Genomic DNA, 16,769 nt, shown 5'->3' with positions numbered 1-16,769 from the left:
CTACGGCTCCCGCCCCCGCCGCCGCAGCCCCGCCTCGACCGCCGCCGCGAGCAGCCGCACGGCCAGGCCCACCAGCAGCAGCCCGCCCGCCATCTGGCACATCACCGCCACCCGGCTCGCCTCGGAGCGCGCGGTGATGTCGCCGAACCCCACGGTGGTGAACGTGGTCAGCGCGAAGTACAGGGCGTCCGTCCTGGTCAGCGGCTCGGTGAAGGAACCCGGTGTGTCGTGTTCCAGCACGTGGTAGACGCTGGCGAAGATGATCAGATAGAGGGCCACCGTGGTGGCCAGCGCCTCCACCGCCTTCAGCCGGGGGTGCGGGGACCGCATGATCATCCAGGCTTCCCAGCCGAAGACCACCAGGACGGCGGCGAGGCCGCACACCAGCAGCAGGACCGTCCCCGCGGTGCTGCGCGCGTCCAGCGGCACCAGGTAGTACGCGAGGACCAGGGCGACCACGATGCCCACCGCCCGTGCGCAGGACGCGGCCGCGGCCCGGCGGTACGGGCCCCCGTACGGCCGGGAGTTCCCGGGGGCTGGATCGGTCATCGGTGCCCTTCCTGCGTTGCCGCGCCGCTTCCGCACGTCCGCCGGCTCGGCGCTTCGGTCACGGACGGGACCGCCGGCGACCGTTACCACCTCAACCCCCCGGCCGGCGGCACGGATCACCCGCCAGGGGTGAGCCGTGCCGGGGCCGGCCGGGGCGACGCTGGCGTTGCGGTCCCCGCACAAGGCCCCGCCGGCCGGACCGGGAGCGGCCTCGACCCCGTGAGGAGGAGCCATGACCACGTCACGCGGTACGAGTCCGCAGGGCCCCGACCGCCCGTCCCCCGGACCGGAACACGATCCCGGCGGGGCCGCCGCCCCCCACACCCCGGCCACCGAGACGGCCCCCGCCGGGGCCGCCCCCGACCCGGCGCGGGCGCTGGGCCGGCTGGGCGGCTCCTGGCCCTGGATCCTCGGGTCCGCGCTCGTCTCCCTGGTGCCGGGCATCCTGATCCTGGTGTGGCCGCAGGAGACCCTGCACGTCCTCGCGGTGATCCTCGGCCTGTATCTGCTGGCGACCGGCGCGTTCCGCTTCGTGGCCGCCTTCGGCCGGACGGAGAGCGGGGAACGGCTGACCGGCCTGCTGGTCGCGCTGCTGTTCGTGCTGGCCGGGGTCCTGTGCCTGCGCAACCCCCTCCAGACCATCACCGCCCTGTCGCTGATCGTCGGGGTGGTCTGGCTGGTCTCCGGCATCCTGGTGCTCTACGCCGCCCTCGTCGCCGAGGACCTGCCCCACCGGGGCTTCGTGACCGGTGTCGCGGTGATCGCCATCCTGGCCGGCGTCGTGGTGCTCGCCCTGCCCGCGCCCTCGGCCCGGGTGCTGACCCGGCTGCTCGGACTGTGGCTGATCCTGCTCGGCGTGTCCGAGGCCGTCGTGGCCCTCGCCTGGCGCGCCGCGCTGCGCCGGGCGGCCGCCCGCGCCCCCGCCCCCGGACCGCCGTTCACCCACCCAGGGTGAGGCGTGCCGGCCTCCCGCAGCGCAGCCTGGACGGACGACCGACCACCGGGCGTGGCCCGGGACGGAGGAGGCGACATGAGTGCGCAGACCTACCTCGCCTATGACTACCCGGCGCTGAGCGTCTTCTGGTCCATGCTGGTGTTCTTCCTGTGGATCATGTGGTTCGTGCTGCTCTTCCGGGTGGTCATGGACATCTTCCGTGACGATGCCCTGGGCGGCGGGGGCAAGGCCGCGTGGCTGCTCTGCGTCGTACTGCTGCCGTTCCTCGGTGTCTTCGTCTACCTGATCGCCCGCGGCAAGGGCATGGGCCGCCGCGAGGTCGAACAGGCCCGCGCCCAGCAGCGGGCCTTCGACGAGTACGTCCGCCAGACCGCCCGGGACGGCGGCTCCCGCGCCGACGAACTCGCCCGGCTCTCCGAGATGAAGGCGCGCGGGGACATCACCGAGGACGAGTTCCGCCGGGCCAAGGAGATGGTGCTCGCCGACCACGCCCCGACCGCACCGGAGAAGAACGAGGTGGCACGATGACCGCACCGCGCACCACGCACGAACACGAGCCGACCACCAGGCAACTGTGGGCGACCGGGCTGACCGCCTTCGCCGCGGTGATGCTCCTGCTCACCGGGATACTCGACATCTTCCGCGGCATCATGGGGATCGCCCGCGACGACGTCTTCCTCACCACCCGCAGCTACGTCTTCCAGTTCAGCCTCACCGGCTGGGGCTGGGTCCATCTGGTGCTGGGCGCCGTCGCCGTCGTCATCGGCCTGGGACTGATGCGGGTGTCCGCCTGGGCGCGGGCCGGCGGTGTGGTCATCGCCGCGCTGATCATCATCGCCAACTTCCTGTCGCTGCCGTACTACCCGGTCTGGTCGATCGTGATGATCGCGCTGGCCGGATTCACCATCTGGGCGCTGTGCGTGGTCCGCAAGGACGGCCGGACCATCTTCGACTGACCCTCCACGGCGGCGCGTACACTCGCCGCCGTGAGGGAGCAACGGGTCACGGAGTGGGACGGCGTCACCCTGCGGTCGTCGCTCAAGCCCCGCTTCGCGCAGGCACGCGACCGGCTCGCCGACGCCGCGCGGGACGGGGACTGGGCGGCCGTGGAGGACGTGCTGGCCGAGCGGCCGGAATGGGTCAACTGCCCCCGTCTGGAAGGCCGTAGCGGATACACCCCGCTGCACCAGGCCGCCTGGCACGGCGCCGGCGCCGCGACCGTCGAGGGGCTGCTCGCCCGCGGCGCGCTGCGGACACTGCGGATGGGCGACGGGGAACGCGCCGCGGACATCGCCGCCCGCCGCGGCCACCACCGACTCGCCGAACTGCTGCGCCCGGTCGTCAGACACCCCGTGCCGCCCGCCGAGATCGCCCTGCTCCAGGAGCACTTGAACCGGCTGATCCGCCACCGGGCGGCCCTGGAGGGCGGCTCGGACCTGGCCACCCGGCACGCGCTGTGGCTGCCCGAGGTGGAGGCGCTGACCGAACTCGACCACCCCGTCTGCTGGTTCCCGGTCCCGGGCATGTACGGCGGATTCCAGATCACGCTGGACGGCCGCGAACTGACCGTGGACAGCTGGATCCGGGTCATCGGCGGCTCGGAACGCACCGACCGGGTCACACCGGCCGGCGTGCGCCTCCAGGAGGGCGAGCCACTGCTCTGAGACCCGGGCCGGGTGGGCCGCCGCCCCGAGGCCCGCCTCGGGGCAGGTCAGGTCGGGGGCATGTCGCCCGGGGCGGACGGCAGGGCCAGATGGGCCAGGTCGTCGGGGGGCGGTGAGGTCACCGGCCACAGCGGGGCGGCCTGGCCGTCGGCGAGGGCGGCCGGGGCGTCGGTGAGGTTCATGCGCTCGCGCAGCCGTCCGTAGAAGTCCATGGGCCCCAGCCGGACCGCCTTCAGCCGGCGCGGCGCCGCGTACACGCCGATCCAGTCGCCCGGGCCCAGCACTCCCCGCAGCTGGCCGTCGATGCTGACCGCGGCCTGGCCCGAGCGTTCCAGCACCCGCAGGGCCACCGGCTCGTCCGGGGCGGCCACCACCGACCGGTTGAACACCATGTGCGGTGCCACCGGCGTGAAGACCAGCGCCTCCGTGCGGGGCGAGACCACCGGGCCCCCGGCGGCGAAGCTGTACGCCGTGGATCCGGTCGGCGTCGCCACCAGCAGCGCGTCCGCCGAGTAGCAGGCCAGCAGCCGCCCGGCCAGATAGACCGCCACCGACACCTGCCGGTCGCGGGCCAGCTTCTCCAGCACGATGTCGTTGAGCGCGGTGACGTTCAGCGCGACCCCCCAGTCACCGCCCGCCTCGCACTCCACGCGCACCCGGGGCGGCGGCAGCATCGGCCCCCGGCCGTACCGCATCAGCGCCTCCATCTGCGCGGGCACCTCCAGGCGGCAGGAGGCCCGCATGGTGAGCATCATCCGGTTCTCGACGGTGATCCGCTCCTCGCGCACCGCGTCCAGCGCGGAGCGCACCGCCGAGGCCGGCACCTCGGTGAGGAAGCCGACCCGTCCGAGGTCCACGCCCAGCAGCAGCGCGTCGTTCTCCGCCGCGAGCCGCGCCCCGCGCAGAAAGGTGCCGTCGCCGCCGAGCGTGACGACGAGGTCGGGATCGCCCGCCGCGTCCATCTCCTCCCGCGCGCTGTGCCGGGCGCCCTCCCGCCACACGTCGATGTCCGCGCAGGCCACCGCGTGCTCCGCGCACCACTCGCGCACCGTCCGCGCCGCGGCCCGCGCCTCCGCGCGCCCGCCGTGCACGACCAGGCCGACCCGGTCCAGCGTCATACCCGCACCACCCGCCTCCACCCGGCTCCTGCCGAGCGCCATCCTCGCCGCCGTACCCACCGGCCCCGCGCAACGCCACGCCGCCGTACCCGACCGCCGTACGCCACGCCGTACGGCAAGGCGCGCGGTACCGCGGTGGTCCCGCGCGCCGGATCGTGGGGCCCGGTCACTCGTCCCGGAAGACGGCCTTGCTGACCTCCGCCGGGTTCTCGAACGTCCGCTTCCCGAGATGCGAGATGCGGTCCGTGACCTCCTTGGGCGCGTGATTGTGCTCCGCGGCCTGCCGCAACTGCTCGGAATCGGCCGGGTACCCCACGCCGGACAGGGCTTTCTGCAGATCAGGGGGGCTGATACCCGCCATGGCTCCTCCAGGCGGTGAGGGTGTTTCCTGCTCTTTCGGTACCCCGGCGCCGCATGCTGCGCCGGACCGCCCAGGTACCCGTCCCGGGCCCGGGGGATTCACCCGTTCCGCCCGCTCTTCGCACCTGCCCCGGGCGGGTACCCGGGGGTCCGACACAGAGGTACGCGCGGAGTCGGGGAGGTCACGATGAGCGAGTACACGACCCCGTCCCAGGCAGAAGGCGAGCGGGAACCGGACGACATGGGCGGGCAGCAGCCGACGCGCACCACGCCCTCGCAGGCGGAGGGCGCGGCCGACGAGACACCCGTCGAGGTCCCCGAGGAGGAGCCCGGCGGGGACAGCGCCTGAAGGCGACCGGCGAGCCGCCGGGGCGGTTCCGCGTACGCGCCGACCCGCCCCGGCGCCGGTGCCGCCTGCGTTGCGGCCCTCGATGTGCCGACCTAGCGTGAGCTGGACACGTTCAGGACAGGCAGGCCGTGATGACGCATTCGCACGACCCCCTCGGCATCACCCACGACAGAGCCGCCGCCCGCCCGATCCAGCTGGAGACGCACGGGCTCGACGTGATCGGGGACGCGGACCGCAGAGGCACCCCGCGCATGCTGTTCTGGCCCTGGTTCGGCGCGAACGTCTCCGTCCTCGGGCTCAGTTACGGCGCCTTCGCGTTCGGCTTCGGCATCTCCTTCTGGCAGGCGCTCGTCGCCGGCACGATCGGCATCGTCGTCTCCTTCCTGCTGTGCGGCTTCGTCTCGGTCGCCGGCAAACGCGGTTCGGCGCCCACCATGGTGCTCAGCCGCGCCGCCTACGGGGTGCGCGGCAACCGGCTGCCCTCGGTGGTCTCCTGGATGCTCACGGTCGGCTGGGAGACGGCCCTCATCTCGCTCGCCACCCTGGCCACCGCGACCGTCTTCACCAGCCTCGGCTGGGGCGGCGGCACGGAGACCAAGGTGGTCGCCCTGATGGTGGTGGCCGCGCTGACCGTCGTCGCCGGTGTGATGGGCTTCGACCTGATCATGCGGTTGCAGACCGCCATCACGGTGATCACCGGAGTCCTCACCCTCGTCTACGTCGGCCTGGTCGCCCACCACGTCGACTGGAACGCCGTCAAGGCGGTGCCGGGCGGATCGGCGCAGCAGATGATGGGCGCGCTGGTGTTCATGATGGCCGGCTTCGGCCTCGGCTGGATCAACGCCGCCGCCGACTACTCCCGCTACCTGCCCCGCGACTCCTCCAGCCTGGGCGTGATCGGCTGGACCGCTTTCGGCGGCTCGCTGGCCCCCGTGCTGCTGCTGGTGTTCGGCGTGCTGCTGGCCGGCTCCTCGCCGGGGCTGAGCCGCGCCATCGCCGACGACCCGATCGGCGCGCTGGCCACCATCCTGCCCACCTGGTTCCTGGTGCCGTTCGCCGTGGTGGCCGTGCTCAGCCTGGTCGGCGGCGCGGTCCTCGACATCTACTCCTCGGGCCTCGCCCTGCTCTCCGCCGGGCTGCGCGTGCCCCGCTATCTGGCCGCGTTGTGGGACGGCTGCCTGATGATCGCCGGCTCCGTCTACATCGTGTTCTTCGCCGGCGGCTTCCTCGGCCAGTTCATGGGCTTCCTGACCACGCTCGGCGTGCCCGTCGCCGCCTGGTCCGGCGTGATGCTCGGGGACCTCGCGCTGCGCCGCCGCGACTACGACGACGGCGACCTCTACCGCCCGCACGGCCGCTACGGCGACATCCCCCTGGTGCCCCCGCTGCTCACCCTCGCCGCCACGGCCGTCGGCTGGGGCCTGGTCACCAACACCGCCGCGCACTGGCTGGGCTGGCAGGGCTACCTGCTCCGGCCGCTCGGCCTCGGCGGCCGTACCGGCGCCTGGGCGTACGCCAACCTGGGCGTCGTGGCCGCCCTCGCGCTCTCCTTCCTCGGCACCCTGCTGCTCGGCCGGCGCCGGGTGCGCGCCCAGGAGGCCCTGGCGCCGAGCCCCGCGCCCGGCGAGGAGTTCCTCAACGCGTGAGCCGCCGCCGATTCCCACGCATGCCCGGGGCGCGCACCGGGTACGCGAGGCGGGAGCCCGCCCGGGCAAGTCCGTCCGGGTGGCCCGTACGACCACCGCTACCTGGGGATCTGCCATGGAGACACCCGCACACGACGCCCTGCCGACGCCCGCCCAGCAGGCGCTGGACGCCCTGGTCGCCGATGCCGAGGACCAGAGGGCCCTGGACACCCTCGCCCACAGCGACGTGCTCGTCCCCGTGCCGGACGACGCGATCGACGGGGAGGGCGCCGACGCCACGACGGTGGCCCTGCCCGTCCTGGAACAGCCGGGAGGCGACCCGGTCGTCCCCGTGTTCACCACGGAGGGCGAGATGGCCGAACTGCTGCCCTTCGTCTCGCGCTACCGCCTCATCCCGCTGGGCGCGCTGGCCTCCCAGTGGCCCGACGAGGACCTCTCGCTGGCGATAGACGGCAGCTCCTCGCACGCCCTGACCCTCACCTCACAGGGAGTGCGCACCCTGCTGGCCCGCTGAGCGCGCCCCGCACGGCCGGCGGCCGTGGCCGATCCGCGGCCGCGCCGCGCGGGCCCTGCGACCGGCGGCGACGCACCCGTGGCCGCCGGGGAAACGGGTCCCCCCTCCCCGCGGGCGACAAAATGTGCCCATGGAATACATCGCCGGCACGGTAGGTGCCCTGCTCCTCGCCACCGTGCTGAGCAGCGTCCTGCGCACCCTCGTGGTTCCGCGCGGCCTCTACTCCGGGCTGGTGTTCCGGCTGTGGTGGCTGCTGCGCAGGCTCCTGCGGCTGCCGGCGCTGCGCGGCGGCTACGAGGCCATCGACCGGGCACAGACCTGGCTGGCCCCGCTGATGCTGATCGGCATGCTCGCCAGCTGGCTCGTCGGTGCCCTCTTCGGCTTCGGTCTGCTGCTGTTCGCGGTGTCCTCGCTGCCCTGGGCCACCGCGTTCCGGGAGGCCGGCTCCAGCCTCTTCACGCTCGGTTTCGCCAGCGGCGCCCGGCTGAAGCTGTCGCTGCTGGACTTCGTCGCCGCCGCCACCGGGCCCGTCCTGATCGCGCTCCAGATCGCCTACCTGCCCACCCTCTACGCGGCCTACAACCGCCGCGAGATCGAGGTCACCCTGCTCCAGGCCCGGGCGGGGGAGCCCTCCTGGGGTCCGGAGATCCTGGCCCGGCAGTGGCTGGTGGACACCGAGACGGCGCTGCCCGAGCTGTACCGGGCCTGGGAGCGGCTGGCCTCGGACATGGGCGAGAGCCACTCGACCTATCCCGTGCTGCTGACCTTCCGCTCCCCGCGTCCGCACCGCAGCTGGCTGGTGGCGCTGATCGCCGTGATGGACGCGGCGGCGCTCCAGCTCGCCCTGGACCCGAAGACAGCGCCGCCGGAGGCCCGTCTGGTGCTGCGGGCCGGCTTCAGCGCCCTCCGCGACATCGCGCGCGCGGTGCGCGCCCCCTTCGACCCCGATCCCTCTCCCGACGCGCCCCTCCGGCTCACCTACGCCGAGTTCGACGCGGCCGTGGAGATGCTGGACGCGGCCGGCTTCCGCGCCGAACGCACCCCGCAGGAGGCATGGCCCCACTTCCGCGGCTGGCGGGTCAACTACGAGGCCGTCGCCTACGAACTGTGCCGCCGCTGCGACGCCGTACCGGCCCTGTGGACGGGCCCCCGCGACTTCCCGACGGCCTCGCTGCCCCCCATGCGCCCGGTGGACCGGCGTCCGGGATGACCCCTGCGGCCCGGACGCCTTCCACGGTCCGTAGGGTCCGGACGGCGTCTACGCCCCGGACGGCGCCTGGTCCTCCCGCTCCGTCAGCATCCGTTCCAGCACGGCCCGTTGCAGCGGCAGCACCTCGGCGTGCAGGGTGCGGCCCTTGGAGGTGAGGGCGACCCACACCCCGCGGCGGTCCTCCGTGCACACCGAGCGTTCCACCAGGCCGTCCTTCTCCAGACGGCCGATCAGCCGGGACAGCGCGCTCTGGCTGAGATGCACCCGGCCGACCAGGTTCTGCACCCGGCAGTGATCGCCCTGGCGGGGCGACTCGGCGGCCAGGATGTCCAGCACCTCGAAGTCGCTGGCCCCCAGCCCGTAGGGGGCCAGTGCCCGGTCTATCTCGCACATCGTGCGCGCGTGCACGGCGAGGATGTCCCGCCACCGTTCTTCCAGCCGGGCGTCGGCCGTCTTCACTGCCATACCGGCACCGTAGCACCGATCCAGCCAGTCGTTGAGTGTGCAACTACTTTTCGGCGTCCGGGTCCTGGAGGAGTCCGACCATGTTGCCGTCGGCGTCCTTCACCGAGGCGACGAGCCTGCCGTTGCCCACGTCCCGCACGTCCTGGACGATCTCGGCGCCCGCCGCCAGCAGGGCCGCGAGCCGCTCCCGCAGATCGGTCACGTGCCAGAAGGGCACCGGCCCGGTCAGCCCCTGCGCATGCCCGTTCGGGTCGAGGCCGACATCCTGCCCGGCGGCCTTGAAACCGACGTAGTAGGGCTCGTCGGCGTACGGCTCGACGCCCAGCAACGCGCTGAACAGGGCCTTGGCCCGCGCCGCGTCCTTGACGGGGTAGACGAGCGTCCGCACGCCGCTGGTCGGGGAATCGGTGGTCATGGGATCCACTCCTTGGGGAGGCTTTCGAAGTCTTCCGGATACGGGGCCCGGCGGTCTCCCCGCCGGCGCTCCCACGCTAGGCCGGGGGAGCGCGCCACGGCTTCTCCGATCCTGACCGGTTGCCGCCTCACTCGCCGTGTGGCACCTCCGCGACCGTGAGCCGGGCCGCGCGCCGCGCCGGCACCAGCGCGCCCAGCACCGCGATCAGCGCACCCGACACCGCCGTCAGCGCGAGCAGGGGTGCGTGCCGGACGTACGTCACCCAGCGGCACGCCCAGCAGCGAACCCACCACCCCGAGCGCCGCCATCGACGTCACCGTCATCGCCGTCACCTGGCGGGCCGTCATCCCGATCGACTTCAGCATGCCCAGGTCGCGCCGCCGGTCATGGGTGTTGAGGACGGCCGTGTGGAACGAGTCGGGTCTGGTCAGACCCGGAACGCGCTGAGCGCGGGCCGCTTCGGGGACCGTCCGGGGAAGGGCGGGTGAACGGTTCGGCACCCATGGATGAACGATTCCGCACGGCCTGCGCACGGCCCGCTCGCACGGTCCCCGCCTGGCCGGAACCCGCCCGTCGCGGCGGTACGCTGGTGCCGGCCGTGATCACCCACGGGGTCGGCCGAGCAGGAGACGTACAGCAATGACAACCCCCGAAGCCGACACCCTTCACGCCCGGCCCGCGGCGCGCCGGCGCTCGCGGTGGCGCGCCCAGGCACCCGTCGTCGCGGTGGTCGCGGCCGGCGGCGCCCTCGGCGCGTGCGCCCGCTACGGACTCGCCCTGGCCCTGCCCACCCCGCCCGGCGGCTTCCCCTGGGCGACCTTCTGGACCAACCTCATCGGCTGCGGCGTGATGGGCGTGTTCATGGTGTTCATCACCGAGGTGTGGGCCGCCCACCGCCTCGTCCGCCCGTTCTTCGGCACCGGCGTCCTCGGCGGCTTCACCACCTTCTCCACCTACACCGTCGACATCCGCAGGCTGGTCGACGCCGGCCGCCCCGGGGCCGGGCTCGTCTACCTCGTGGCGACACCCTGCACGACCCTCGCGGCGGTATGGCTCGCCTCGACCGTCGCCCGCAAGGTGCTCATCGGAAGGCAGCAGCCATGACCTCACTCACCGGCCGCGCGCTCCGGCTGACCGTCTACATCGGCGAGGACGACACCTGGCACCACAAGCCCCTCTACAGCGAGATCGTGCACCGCGCGCACGCCGCCGGACTCGCCGGGGCCAGCGTCTTCCGGGGCATCGAGGGCTTCGGCGCCTCCTCCCGCATCCACACCTCCCGCCTGCTGTCGCTCAGCGAGGACCTGCCGGTCGCGGTGGTCGTGGTGGACACCGAGGAACGGGTCCGGGCCTTCCTGCCCCAGCTGGACGAGCTGGTCCGCGAGGGCCTGGTCACGCTGGACGACTGCGAGGTCGTACGGTACGTCGGCCGCGCGGCGGGCCAGGATCCCGCCGGTTCGCACGGCGAGGGATCGCCGTGAACTGGCTGCTGGTCGTCCTCGGAGCGATGGTCGGGGCCCCTCTGCGCTACCTCACGGACCGCGCCGTACAGGCCCGGCACGACTCGGTCTTCCCCTGGGGCACCTACGTGGTGAACGTCGTCGGCAGCCTGATCCTCGGTCTGGTCACCGGCCTCGCCGCCACCGGGGCCGCCGGGCCCCATCTGCAACTCCTGCTCGGCACCGGCCTGTGCGGGGCGCTGACGACGTACTCGACCTTCTCCTACGAGACCCTGCGACTGACCGAGGCCGGCTCCGGCCTCTACGCTTCGGTCAACGTCGTCGCGAGCGTGGCGGCCGGCCTCGCGGCGGCCTTCGCCGGGGTCTTCCTCGCCCGCGCCCTGTAGGCCCGGGCACAACCCGCACCACCGGACGCACGAACCAACGCATTAAGTCACGAACCAACGCATTAAGTACTGTCCACAGCACTGTCGACCTACTCTCCTCAGAACTGGATCCCATGAGCGCCATCTCTGTCGGCCAGGCCGTCATCCTCGGTGTCGTCGAGGGGGTGACCGAGTTCCTCCCGGTGTCCTCCACCGGTCACCTCAAGATCGCCGAGGGACTCATGGACATCCCCGTCGACGACAAGTCCGTCGTCGGGTTCTCCGCAGTCATCCAGGTCGGCGCCATCGCCGCCGTGCTCGTGTACTTCTTCAAGGACATCAAGCGGATCGTCTCCGCCTGGTTCCGCGGTCTGGCCAACCGCGAGGAGCGTTACCACCACGACTACAAGTTCGCCTGGTGGGTGATCGCCGCCACCATTCCGATCGTCCTGGTGGGCCTCGCCGCCAAGCCGCTGATCGACGGGCCGCTGGCCTCGCTGTGGGTCGTCGCCGGTTCGCTGATCGTCGGCTCCGGCGCAATGTGGTGCGCGGACCAGATGGGCCGCCACAAGCGCGGTGAGGACGACACGTCCTTCAAGGACGCGATGTGGGTGGGCTGCTCGCAGATCCTCGCCCTGCTCTTCCCCGGCTTCTCCCGCTCCGGCGCCACCATGTCCACCGCCCTCGTGCTGGACCTGGACCGCGTCGCGGCCACCCGGCTCTCCTTCTTCCTCGGCATCCCCGCGCTCACCGGCGCCGGCATCTACGAGCTGAAGGACGCCCTCGGCGCGGGCGTCGGCGCCGCTCCGCTGGCCGTCGGCACCGTCGTCTCCTTCATCGTCGCCTACGCCTCCATCGCCTGGCTGCTGAAGTTCGTCGCCAAGCACTCCTTCAACGCCTTCGTGATCTACCGCATCGTCATCGGCGTGGCCCTGCTGGGCCTGCTCGGCACCGGCGTGCTCAACGCCTGAGCCGTTCCTCCCGCCCACCCACGGGGCGCGGACGCCCGCGGACGGGCGCCGCGCCCCGTGCGCGTCTGCGGCCCGCCTTGACAGAGCGGCCAGGCAGGCCGGATCATCGGCCTCGTGAACCTGTCAGACAGCCAGACAGGTGGTCCGGGTCCGCGGCGTGTGAGCGCCATGGAAGCGGTCCTCGGCCACCTCCGCGGCGCCATCGAACGCGGCGACTACGCCATCGGCGACAAGCTGCCCTCCGAGGCCGAGCTGGGACGCACCCTGGAGGTCTCCCGGCCGGTGCTGCGCGAGGCGCTGCGCGCGCTCCAGGCGATGGGCCTCACCGTCTCGCGCACCGGCAAGGGCACCTTCGTCGTCGCCAACGCGGTGGAGGACCCCACCTTCGGCGACTACGCGGCCAGCGATCTGCTGGAGGTGCGCCGGCACATCGAGATCCCGGTGGCCGGCTACGCGGCCCTGCGCCGCACCCCGGACCACCTGGACCGCCTGGCCCACCTGCTGGACCGGATGGAACGGGAGACGGACACCACCGCCTGGGTCGCGATGGACACGCTCTTCCACCTCACCGTGGCGGAGGCCGCCCAGAACCCCGTCTTCCGCCGGGTCATCGAGGAGATCCGCGACGCCCTGGCGCGCCAGTCGGCCTTCCTCAACGAACTCGGCGGCCGCCGCGAGCAGTCCAACCGCGAACACCGCGCGATCGTCGAGGCCCTGGCCGACGGCTGCGAACCGGACGCGGTCGCGGCCATGAGCCACCACCTGGACCGCGTCGAGCGCACCCTCACCGAGATCGTCCGGCCACCGGCACCGGCCGTGAGCGGCGCGGTGGAGGGGTGAACGAGCGGTACTCCCGGCCGCCGTACACCGACGGCTGAGCACCGATGACCGGTTCCGCATACCGGCTCTCGTACACCGACCCCCGGATGCCGACGACGGCGCCAGGAGCACCACCGTGCCCCGCGCCTCCCGCCGGCATCGCGCTGACCGCGGCCGGTACGACCCCGCACAGCGCGTTTCTCCACCGGCGCCGCCGCGTGACCCGCGACCCGGCCGCCCCGACCCCCCCGATACAGGCAGTGATGTTCAGCACCTCCCTCGCCGACGCACCCGTCGTCCGCGCGCCCCGCCACGCCCCCGTCGCCCAGCTCGTCCGCGGCGGCGTCATCGAGGGCGTCCACCACGGCTCCGTCGTCGTCCTCGGCGCCGACGGCACCGTCAAGCACCGGCTCGGCGACGCCGAGGCCGCGTTCTACCCGCGCTCGGCGGTCAAGCCCCTCCAGGCCGTCGCCATGCTGCGGGCCGGACTGCCGCTGGACGGCGAGCTGCTGTCCCTGGCCGCCGCCAGCCACTCCGGCGAAGAACGCCACCTCGCCGGCACCCGGCGCATCCTCGAACTGGCGGGACTCGCCGAGGACGACCTGCGCAACGTCCCCGACCTGCCCTTCGACCCCGCCGTCCGCGACACCTGGGTCCGCGCGGGCCGGGCGCCCTCCCGGCTCGCCCAGAACTGCTCCGGCAAGCACGCGGCCATGCTGTGGACCGCGAAGCTCAACGGCTGGTCCCTGCCGGACTACCTGGACCCGGAGCACCCGCTGCAGCGGGCGATCCGCGAGACCGTCGAGGAGCTGACCGGGCAACGGGTCGCCCGGGTCACCGTGGACGGCTGCGGCGCCCCCCTGTTCGCCATCTCCCTGACCGGCCTCGCCCGCGCCCTGTCCCGCGTCGTCACGGCCGCCCCCGGCACGCCCGAGGCGCGGGTCGCCGACGCGATGCGCGCCCACGCCGAGATGGCCTCCGGCGCCACCCGTGACGTCGCCGCGCTGATGCGGGCCGTGCCGGGGCTGCTGGCCAAGGACGGCTTCGAGGGGGTGCAGGTCGCCGCGCTGCCGGACGGACGGGCGGTGGCCGTGAAGATAGCGGACGGCGCGGACCGGGCGCGGGTGCCGGTCGCGGCGGCCGCGCTGGCGCTGGCCGGGGTGGACTCCGCGCTGCTGGCCGAGTTCTCGGGGGCGCCGTTGCTGGGCGGCGGAGTGCCGGTGGGGTCCGTGCGCGTCGTGGACGGCCTCGGCGCCGCCTGACCGGTCCCGTCACCGCGCGCCGCCCCCGGCCGGGCGCGCCATACGGCGCCGGCCGCGAACCGGCCCCCGCGCTCCTGCGCGGGGGCGCCCTCACCTCCGTAGCCCAGAAGGAGACCCCTTCCCATGACCGCCACCCGCCGCGAACACGACCTGCTCGGCGACCGGGACGTGCCCGCCGACGCCTACTGGGGTGTGCACACCCTGCGGGCGACCGAGAACTTCCCCATCACCGGGACGCCGATCTCGGCGTACCCGCACCTGATCGACGCCCTGGCCGCCGTCAAGGAGGCCGCCGCCCTCGCGAACGAGGAACTGGGGCTGCTGGAACCGGCGAAGGCCGCGGCGATCGTGGCCGCCTGCCGGGAGATCCGTCAGGGCGCCCTGCACGACCAGTTCGTGGTGGACGTCATCCAGGGCGGCGCCGGTACGTCGACCAACATGAACGCCAACGAGGTCGTCGCGAACCGGGCGCTGGAACTGCTCGGCCACGCCAAGGGCGAGTACATGTATGTACACCCCAACGAGGACGTCAACCTGAGCCAGTCGACCAATGACGTCTACCCGACCGCCGTCAAGATAGCGACGATCTTCGCGGTACGTGGACTGCTCAAGGCGATGGCCGTACTCCAGGACGCGTTCGCCGGCAAGTCCGTGGAGTTCCGTGACGTGCTCAAGATGGGCCGTACACAGTTGCAGGACGCGGTGCCCATGACGCTCGGTCAGGAGTTCTCCGCGTTCGCCGTGATGATCGAGGAGGACCGCAGCCGTCTTGCCGAGGCCGTCGAGCTGATCCATGAGATCAACCTGGGCGCCACCGCCATCGGCACCGGGATCAACGCGCCGTCCGGGTACGCCGAGGCCGCCCGCCGGCACCTGTCCGCGATCACCGGGCTGCCGCTGGTCACCGCCGCCAACCTGGTCGAGGCCACCCAGGACTGCGGGGCCTTCGTCCAGATGTCCGGCGTGCTCAAGCGGATCGCGGTCAAGCTCTCCAAGAGCTGCAACGACCTGCGGCTGCTGTCCTCCGGCCCGCGCGCCGGGCTCGGCGAGATCAACCTGCCGCCGGTGCAGGCCGGTTCGTCGATCATGCCGGGCAAGGTCAACCCGGTCATCCCCGAGGTGGTCAACCAGGTCGCCTTCGAGGTGATCGGCAACGACGTCGCCATCACCATGGCCGCCGAGGCCGGACAGCTCCAGCTCAACGCCTTCGAGCCGATCATCCTGCACTCCCTGTCGGAGTCCGTCACCCATCTGCGGCGGGCCTGCCTGACGCTCGCCGAGCGCTGTGTGAACGGCATCACCGCGAACACCGAGCGGCTGCGCGCGAGCGTGGAGAACTCCATCGGACTGGTCACCGCGCTCAACCCGCACATCGGCTACACGGCCGCCACCGAGATCGCCAAGGAGGCCCTCGCCACCGGCCGCGGGGTGGCCGAACTGGTCCTGGAGAAGGGCCTGTTGCCGGCCGGTACGCTGGCCGGGCTGCTGCGCCCCGAGATCGTCGCCGGCAGCGGGGCACCGGCCGCCTGACCTGCGGCGACGGCCCTTCCCGGGGCACGGGTGAGTGGGCCCTGGGAGCGGCGGGGAGGCACAATGGTGATCATGACAACGACGTCGTCCCGCACCTTCCTGCCGGTCCTGGAGCGCATAGCCGAGGAGCTGGAGCACACCCCGGGCCGGGGCCGCGCCGCCGACTACATACCGGCGCTCGCCGCCCGCGACCCCCGCAGCTTCGGCATGGCCGTCGCCGAGCTGGACGGCACGGTGTACGGGGTGGGGGAGTGGCGGCAGCCGTTCTCCGCCCAGTCCATCACCAAGGTGTTCACCCTCGCCCTGGACCTGGCCCGCGAGGGCGACGAACTCTGGGAGCACGTCGGCCGGGAGCCCTCCGGCAACCCGTTCAACTCCCTGGTCCAGCTGGAGTACGAGAACGGCATCCCGCGCAACCCCTTCATCAACGCGGGCGCCCTCGTCGTCACCGACCGCCTCCAGACCCGTACCGGGGACGCGGCCGGCGAACTGCTGGCCTTTCTGCGCGCCGAGAGCGGCAACCCCGAACTGGACTTCGACCTGGAGGTCGCCGCCTCCGAGACCGCGCACGGCGACCGCAACGCCGCCCTCGCCCACTTCATGGCGTCCTACGGCAACGTCGACAACGAGGTGCCGGTCCTGCTCGACCAGTACTTCCGGCAGTGCTCCATCGCCGCCTCCTGCGCCGACCTCGCGCTCGCCACCGGCTTCCTCGCCCGGCACGGCATCCGCGCCGACGGCAGCAGGCTGCTCAGCAAGAGCCAGGCCAAGCAGGTCAACGCCGTCATGCTGACCTGCGGCACCTATGACGCGGCCGGCGATTTCGCCTACCGGGTCGGCCTGCCCGGCAAGAGCGGGGTCGGCGGCGGGATCATCGCCGTCGTACCGGGCCGGTGCACGCTGTGCGTGTGGAGCCCGGGGCTGGACGAGCGCGGCAACTCGGTGGCCGGCGTGGCCGCCCTCGACCGGTTCACGACGCTGACCGGACTGTCGGTGTTCTGACCGCAGCGGGCACCGCCCCCCGGGAGGTCCGCGCCCGAGGACCCGTTGAACGGCCGGGGAACCGGGAGCACACAGCAGCCACCCTCCGGCCCCCGCCCGGAGGGCTCCGTGTCGA

General features: G+C 73.0%; 22 protein-coding genes. 16 read left to right on the top strand and 6 right to left on the bottom strand.

The genetic code is table 11. The features are described 5' to 3' along the window. Entirely contained in the window at positions 1 to 549 is a 549-nt protein-coding gene (locus BLW85_RS06215) for a potassium channel family protein (protein WP_074991306.1), read from the bottom strand. Between the two features lie 232 nt (positions 550 to 781). On the opposite strand from BLW85_RS06215, the gene BLW85_RS06210 reads away from it, so the two are divergent. From BLW85_RS06210 to BLW85_RS06195, 4 genes are all read left to right on the top strand, one after another. Beyond that, the gene (locus BLW85_RS06210) at positions 782 to 1,504 is read left to right on the top strand and encodes an HdeD family acid-resistance protein (protein WP_070026550.1); all 723 of its coding nucleotides are present in this window, start codon (positions 782 to 784) and stop codon (positions 1,502 to 1,504) included. Positions 1,505 to 1,579: 75 nt separating this feature from the next. Next, positions 1,580 to 2,032: an SHOCT domain-containing protein gene (locus BLW85_RS06205; RefSeq protein WP_074991305.1), complete on the top strand. Its 453-nt coding sequence runs from the start codon at positions 1,580 to 1,582 to the stop codon at positions 2,030 to 2,032. After that, complete coding sequence (locus BLW85_RS06200; protein WP_070026552.1) at positions 2,029 to 2,460, top strand: DUF7144 family membrane protein; 432 nt, start codon at positions 2,029 to 2,031, stop codon at positions 2,458 to 2,460. The genes BLW85_RS06205 and BLW85_RS06200 overlap by 4 nt, the downstream gene beginning before the upstream one ends. Positions 2,461 to 2,490: 30 nt before the next feature. Next, complete coding sequence (locus tag BLW85_RS06195; protein ID WP_074991304.1) at positions 2,491 to 3,168, top strand: ankyrin repeat domain-containing protein; 678 nt, start codon at positions 2,491 to 2,493, stop codon at positions 3,166 to 3,168. A 47-nt stretch (positions 3,169 to 3,215) separates the two neighbouring features. On the opposite strand, the gene BLW85_RS06190 is transcribed toward BLW85_RS06195, so the two are convergent. Together BLW85_RS06190 and BLW85_RS06185 are read right to left on the bottom strand one after the other, a co-directional pair. Further along, positions 3,216 to 4,286: an NAD(+)/NADH kinase gene (locus BLW85_RS06190; protein WP_074991303.1), complete on the bottom strand. Its 1,071-nt coding sequence runs from the start codon at positions 4,284 to 4,286 to the stop codon at positions 3,216 to 3,218. A 166-nt stretch (positions 4,287 to 4,452) separates the two neighbouring features. Then, positions 4,453 to 4,647: a DUF2795 domain-containing protein gene (locus tag BLW85_RS06185; RefSeq protein ID WP_074991302.1), complete on the bottom strand. Its 195-nt coding sequence runs from the start codon at positions 4,645 to 4,647 to the stop codon at positions 4,453 to 4,455. Positions 4,648 to 4,833: 186 nt separating this feature from the next. Here BLW85_RS06185 and BLW85_RS39275 point away from each other — a divergent pair, with 186 nt between their 5' ends. The 4 genes from BLW85_RS39275 (at position 4,834) to BLW85_RS06170 (ending at position 8,365) form a co-directional block, all read left to right on the top strand. Then, a complete protein-coding gene (locus BLW85_RS39275; RefSeq protein ID WP_167381380.1) occupies positions 4,834 to 4,995 on the top strand; it encodes a hypothetical protein in 162 nt (53 codons plus the stop codon). Between the two features lie 131 nt (positions 4,996 to 5,126). Continuing rightward, positions 5,127 to 6,641, top strand: a complete 1,515-nt coding sequence (locus tag BLW85_RS06180; RefSeq protein WP_070026555.1) for a purine-cytosine permease family protein — start codon at positions 5,127 to 5,129, stop codon at positions 6,639 to 6,641. A 115-nt stretch (positions 6,642 to 6,756) separates the two neighbouring features. Further along, the gene (locus BLW85_RS06175) at positions 6,757 to 7,155 is read left to right on the top strand and encodes an SseB family protein (protein WP_070026556.1); all 399 of its coding nucleotides are present in this window, start codon (positions 6,757 to 6,759) and stop codon (positions 7,153 to 7,155) included. Positions 7,156 to 7,285: 130 nt separating this feature from the next. Beyond that, positions 7,286 to 8,365, top strand: a complete 1,080-nt coding sequence (locus BLW85_RS06170; RefSeq protein ID WP_070026557.1) for a hypothetical protein — start codon at positions 7,286 to 7,288, stop codon at positions 8,363 to 8,365. A 48-nt stretch (positions 8,366 to 8,413) separates the two neighbouring features. Here the strand turns inward: BLW85_RS06170 and BLW85_RS06165 are convergent, their stop codons facing one another. The 3 genes from BLW85_RS06165 to BLW85_RS40565 all read right to left on the bottom strand — a co-directional run bounded on the left by BLW85_RS06165 (position 8,414) and on the right by BLW85_RS40565 (position 9,507). Then, the gene (locus BLW85_RS06165; protein ID WP_070026558.1) at positions 8,414 to 8,830 is read right to left on the bottom strand and encodes a MarR family winged helix-turn-helix transcriptional regulator; all 417 of its coding nucleotides are present in this window, start codon (positions 8,828 to 8,830) and stop codon (positions 8,414 to 8,416) included. A 43-nt stretch (positions 8,831 to 8,873) separates the two neighbouring features. Next, positions 8,874 to 9,245 carry a VOC family protein gene (locus tag BLW85_RS06160; RefSeq protein ID WP_070026559.1) on the bottom strand — a complete coding sequence of 124 codons (372 nt, stop codon included), beginning with the start codon at positions 9,243 to 9,245 and terminating at the stop codon, positions 8,874 to 8,876. A gap of 127 nt (positions 9,246 to 9,372) precedes the next feature. Beyond that, complete coding sequence (locus BLW85_RS40565) at positions 9,373 to 9,507, bottom strand: hypothetical protein (RefSeq protein WP_279628577.1); 135 nt, start codon at positions 9,505 to 9,507, stop codon at positions 9,373 to 9,375. A gap of 377 nt (positions 9,508 to 9,884) precedes the next feature. On the opposite strand from BLW85_RS40565, the gene crcB (BLW85_RS06150) reads away from it, so the two are divergent. The 8 genes from crcB (BLW85_RS06150) (at position 9,885) to BLW85_RS06115 (ending at position 16,654) form a co-directional block, all read left to right on the top strand. Further along, positions 9,885 to 10,349, top strand: coding sequence for a fluoride efflux transporter CrcB (gene crcB, locus BLW85_RS06150; protein WP_070026560.1), 465 nt, complete (start codon positions 9,885 to 9,887; stop codon positions 10,347 to 10,349). Further along, positions 10,346 to 10,726, top strand: coding sequence for a DUF190 domain-containing protein (locus tag BLW85_RS06145; RefSeq protein ID WP_074991296.1), 381 nt, complete (start codon positions 10,346 to 10,348; stop codon positions 10,724 to 10,726). The genes crcB (BLW85_RS06150) and BLW85_RS06145 overlap by 4 nt, the downstream gene beginning before the upstream one ends. Further along, on the top strand, positions 10,723 to 11,091 hold the full coding sequence (gene crcB / locus BLW85_RS06140; RefSeq protein ID WP_074991293.1) for a fluoride efflux transporter CrcB: 369 nt from the start codon (positions 10,723 to 10,725) through the stop codon (positions 11,089 to 11,091). The genes BLW85_RS06145 and crcB (BLW85_RS06140) overlap by 4 nt, the downstream gene beginning before the upstream one ends. A gap of 113 nt (positions 11,092 to 11,204) precedes the next feature. Beyond that, positions 11,205 to 12,041, top strand: coding sequence for an undecaprenyl-diphosphate phosphatase (locus BLW85_RS06135; protein WP_070026563.1), 837 nt, complete (start codon positions 11,205 to 11,207; stop codon positions 12,039 to 12,041). A 168-nt stretch (positions 12,042 to 12,209) separates the two neighbouring features. Then, positions 12,210 to 12,881: a FadR/GntR family transcriptional regulator gene (locus tag BLW85_RS06130; RefSeq protein ID WP_074991290.1), complete on the top strand. Its 672-nt coding sequence runs from the start codon at positions 12,210 to 12,212 to the stop codon at positions 12,879 to 12,881. A 242-nt stretch (positions 12,882 to 13,123) separates the two neighbouring features. After that, positions 13,124 to 14,122 carry an asparaginase gene (locus BLW85_RS06125; RefSeq protein ID WP_074991288.1) on the top strand — a complete coding sequence of 333 codons (999 nt, stop codon included), beginning with the start codon at positions 13,124 to 13,126 and terminating at the stop codon, positions 14,120 to 14,122. Positions 14,123 to 14,245: 123 nt separating this feature from the next. Continuing rightward, complete coding sequence (aspA, locus tag BLW85_RS06120; protein ID WP_074991286.1) at positions 14,246 to 15,652, top strand: aspartate ammonia-lyase; 1,407 nt, start codon at positions 14,246 to 14,248, stop codon at positions 15,650 to 15,652. Between the two features lie 63 nt (positions 15,653 to 15,715). Continuing rightward, complete coding sequence (locus tag BLW85_RS06115) at positions 15,716 to 16,654, top strand: glutaminase (protein ID WP_070026567.1); 939 nt, start codon at positions 15,716 to 15,718, stop codon at positions 16,652 to 16,654. Positions 16,655 to 16,769 lie beyond the last annotated feature (115 nt).

Source organism: Streptomyces misionensis (assembly GCF_900104815.1).
Lineage (GTDB): Bacteria > Actinomycetota > Actinomycetes > Streptomycetales > Streptomycetaceae > Streptomyces > Streptomyces misionensis.
This window is presented reverse-complemented; position numbering and strand designations above follow the sequence as displayed.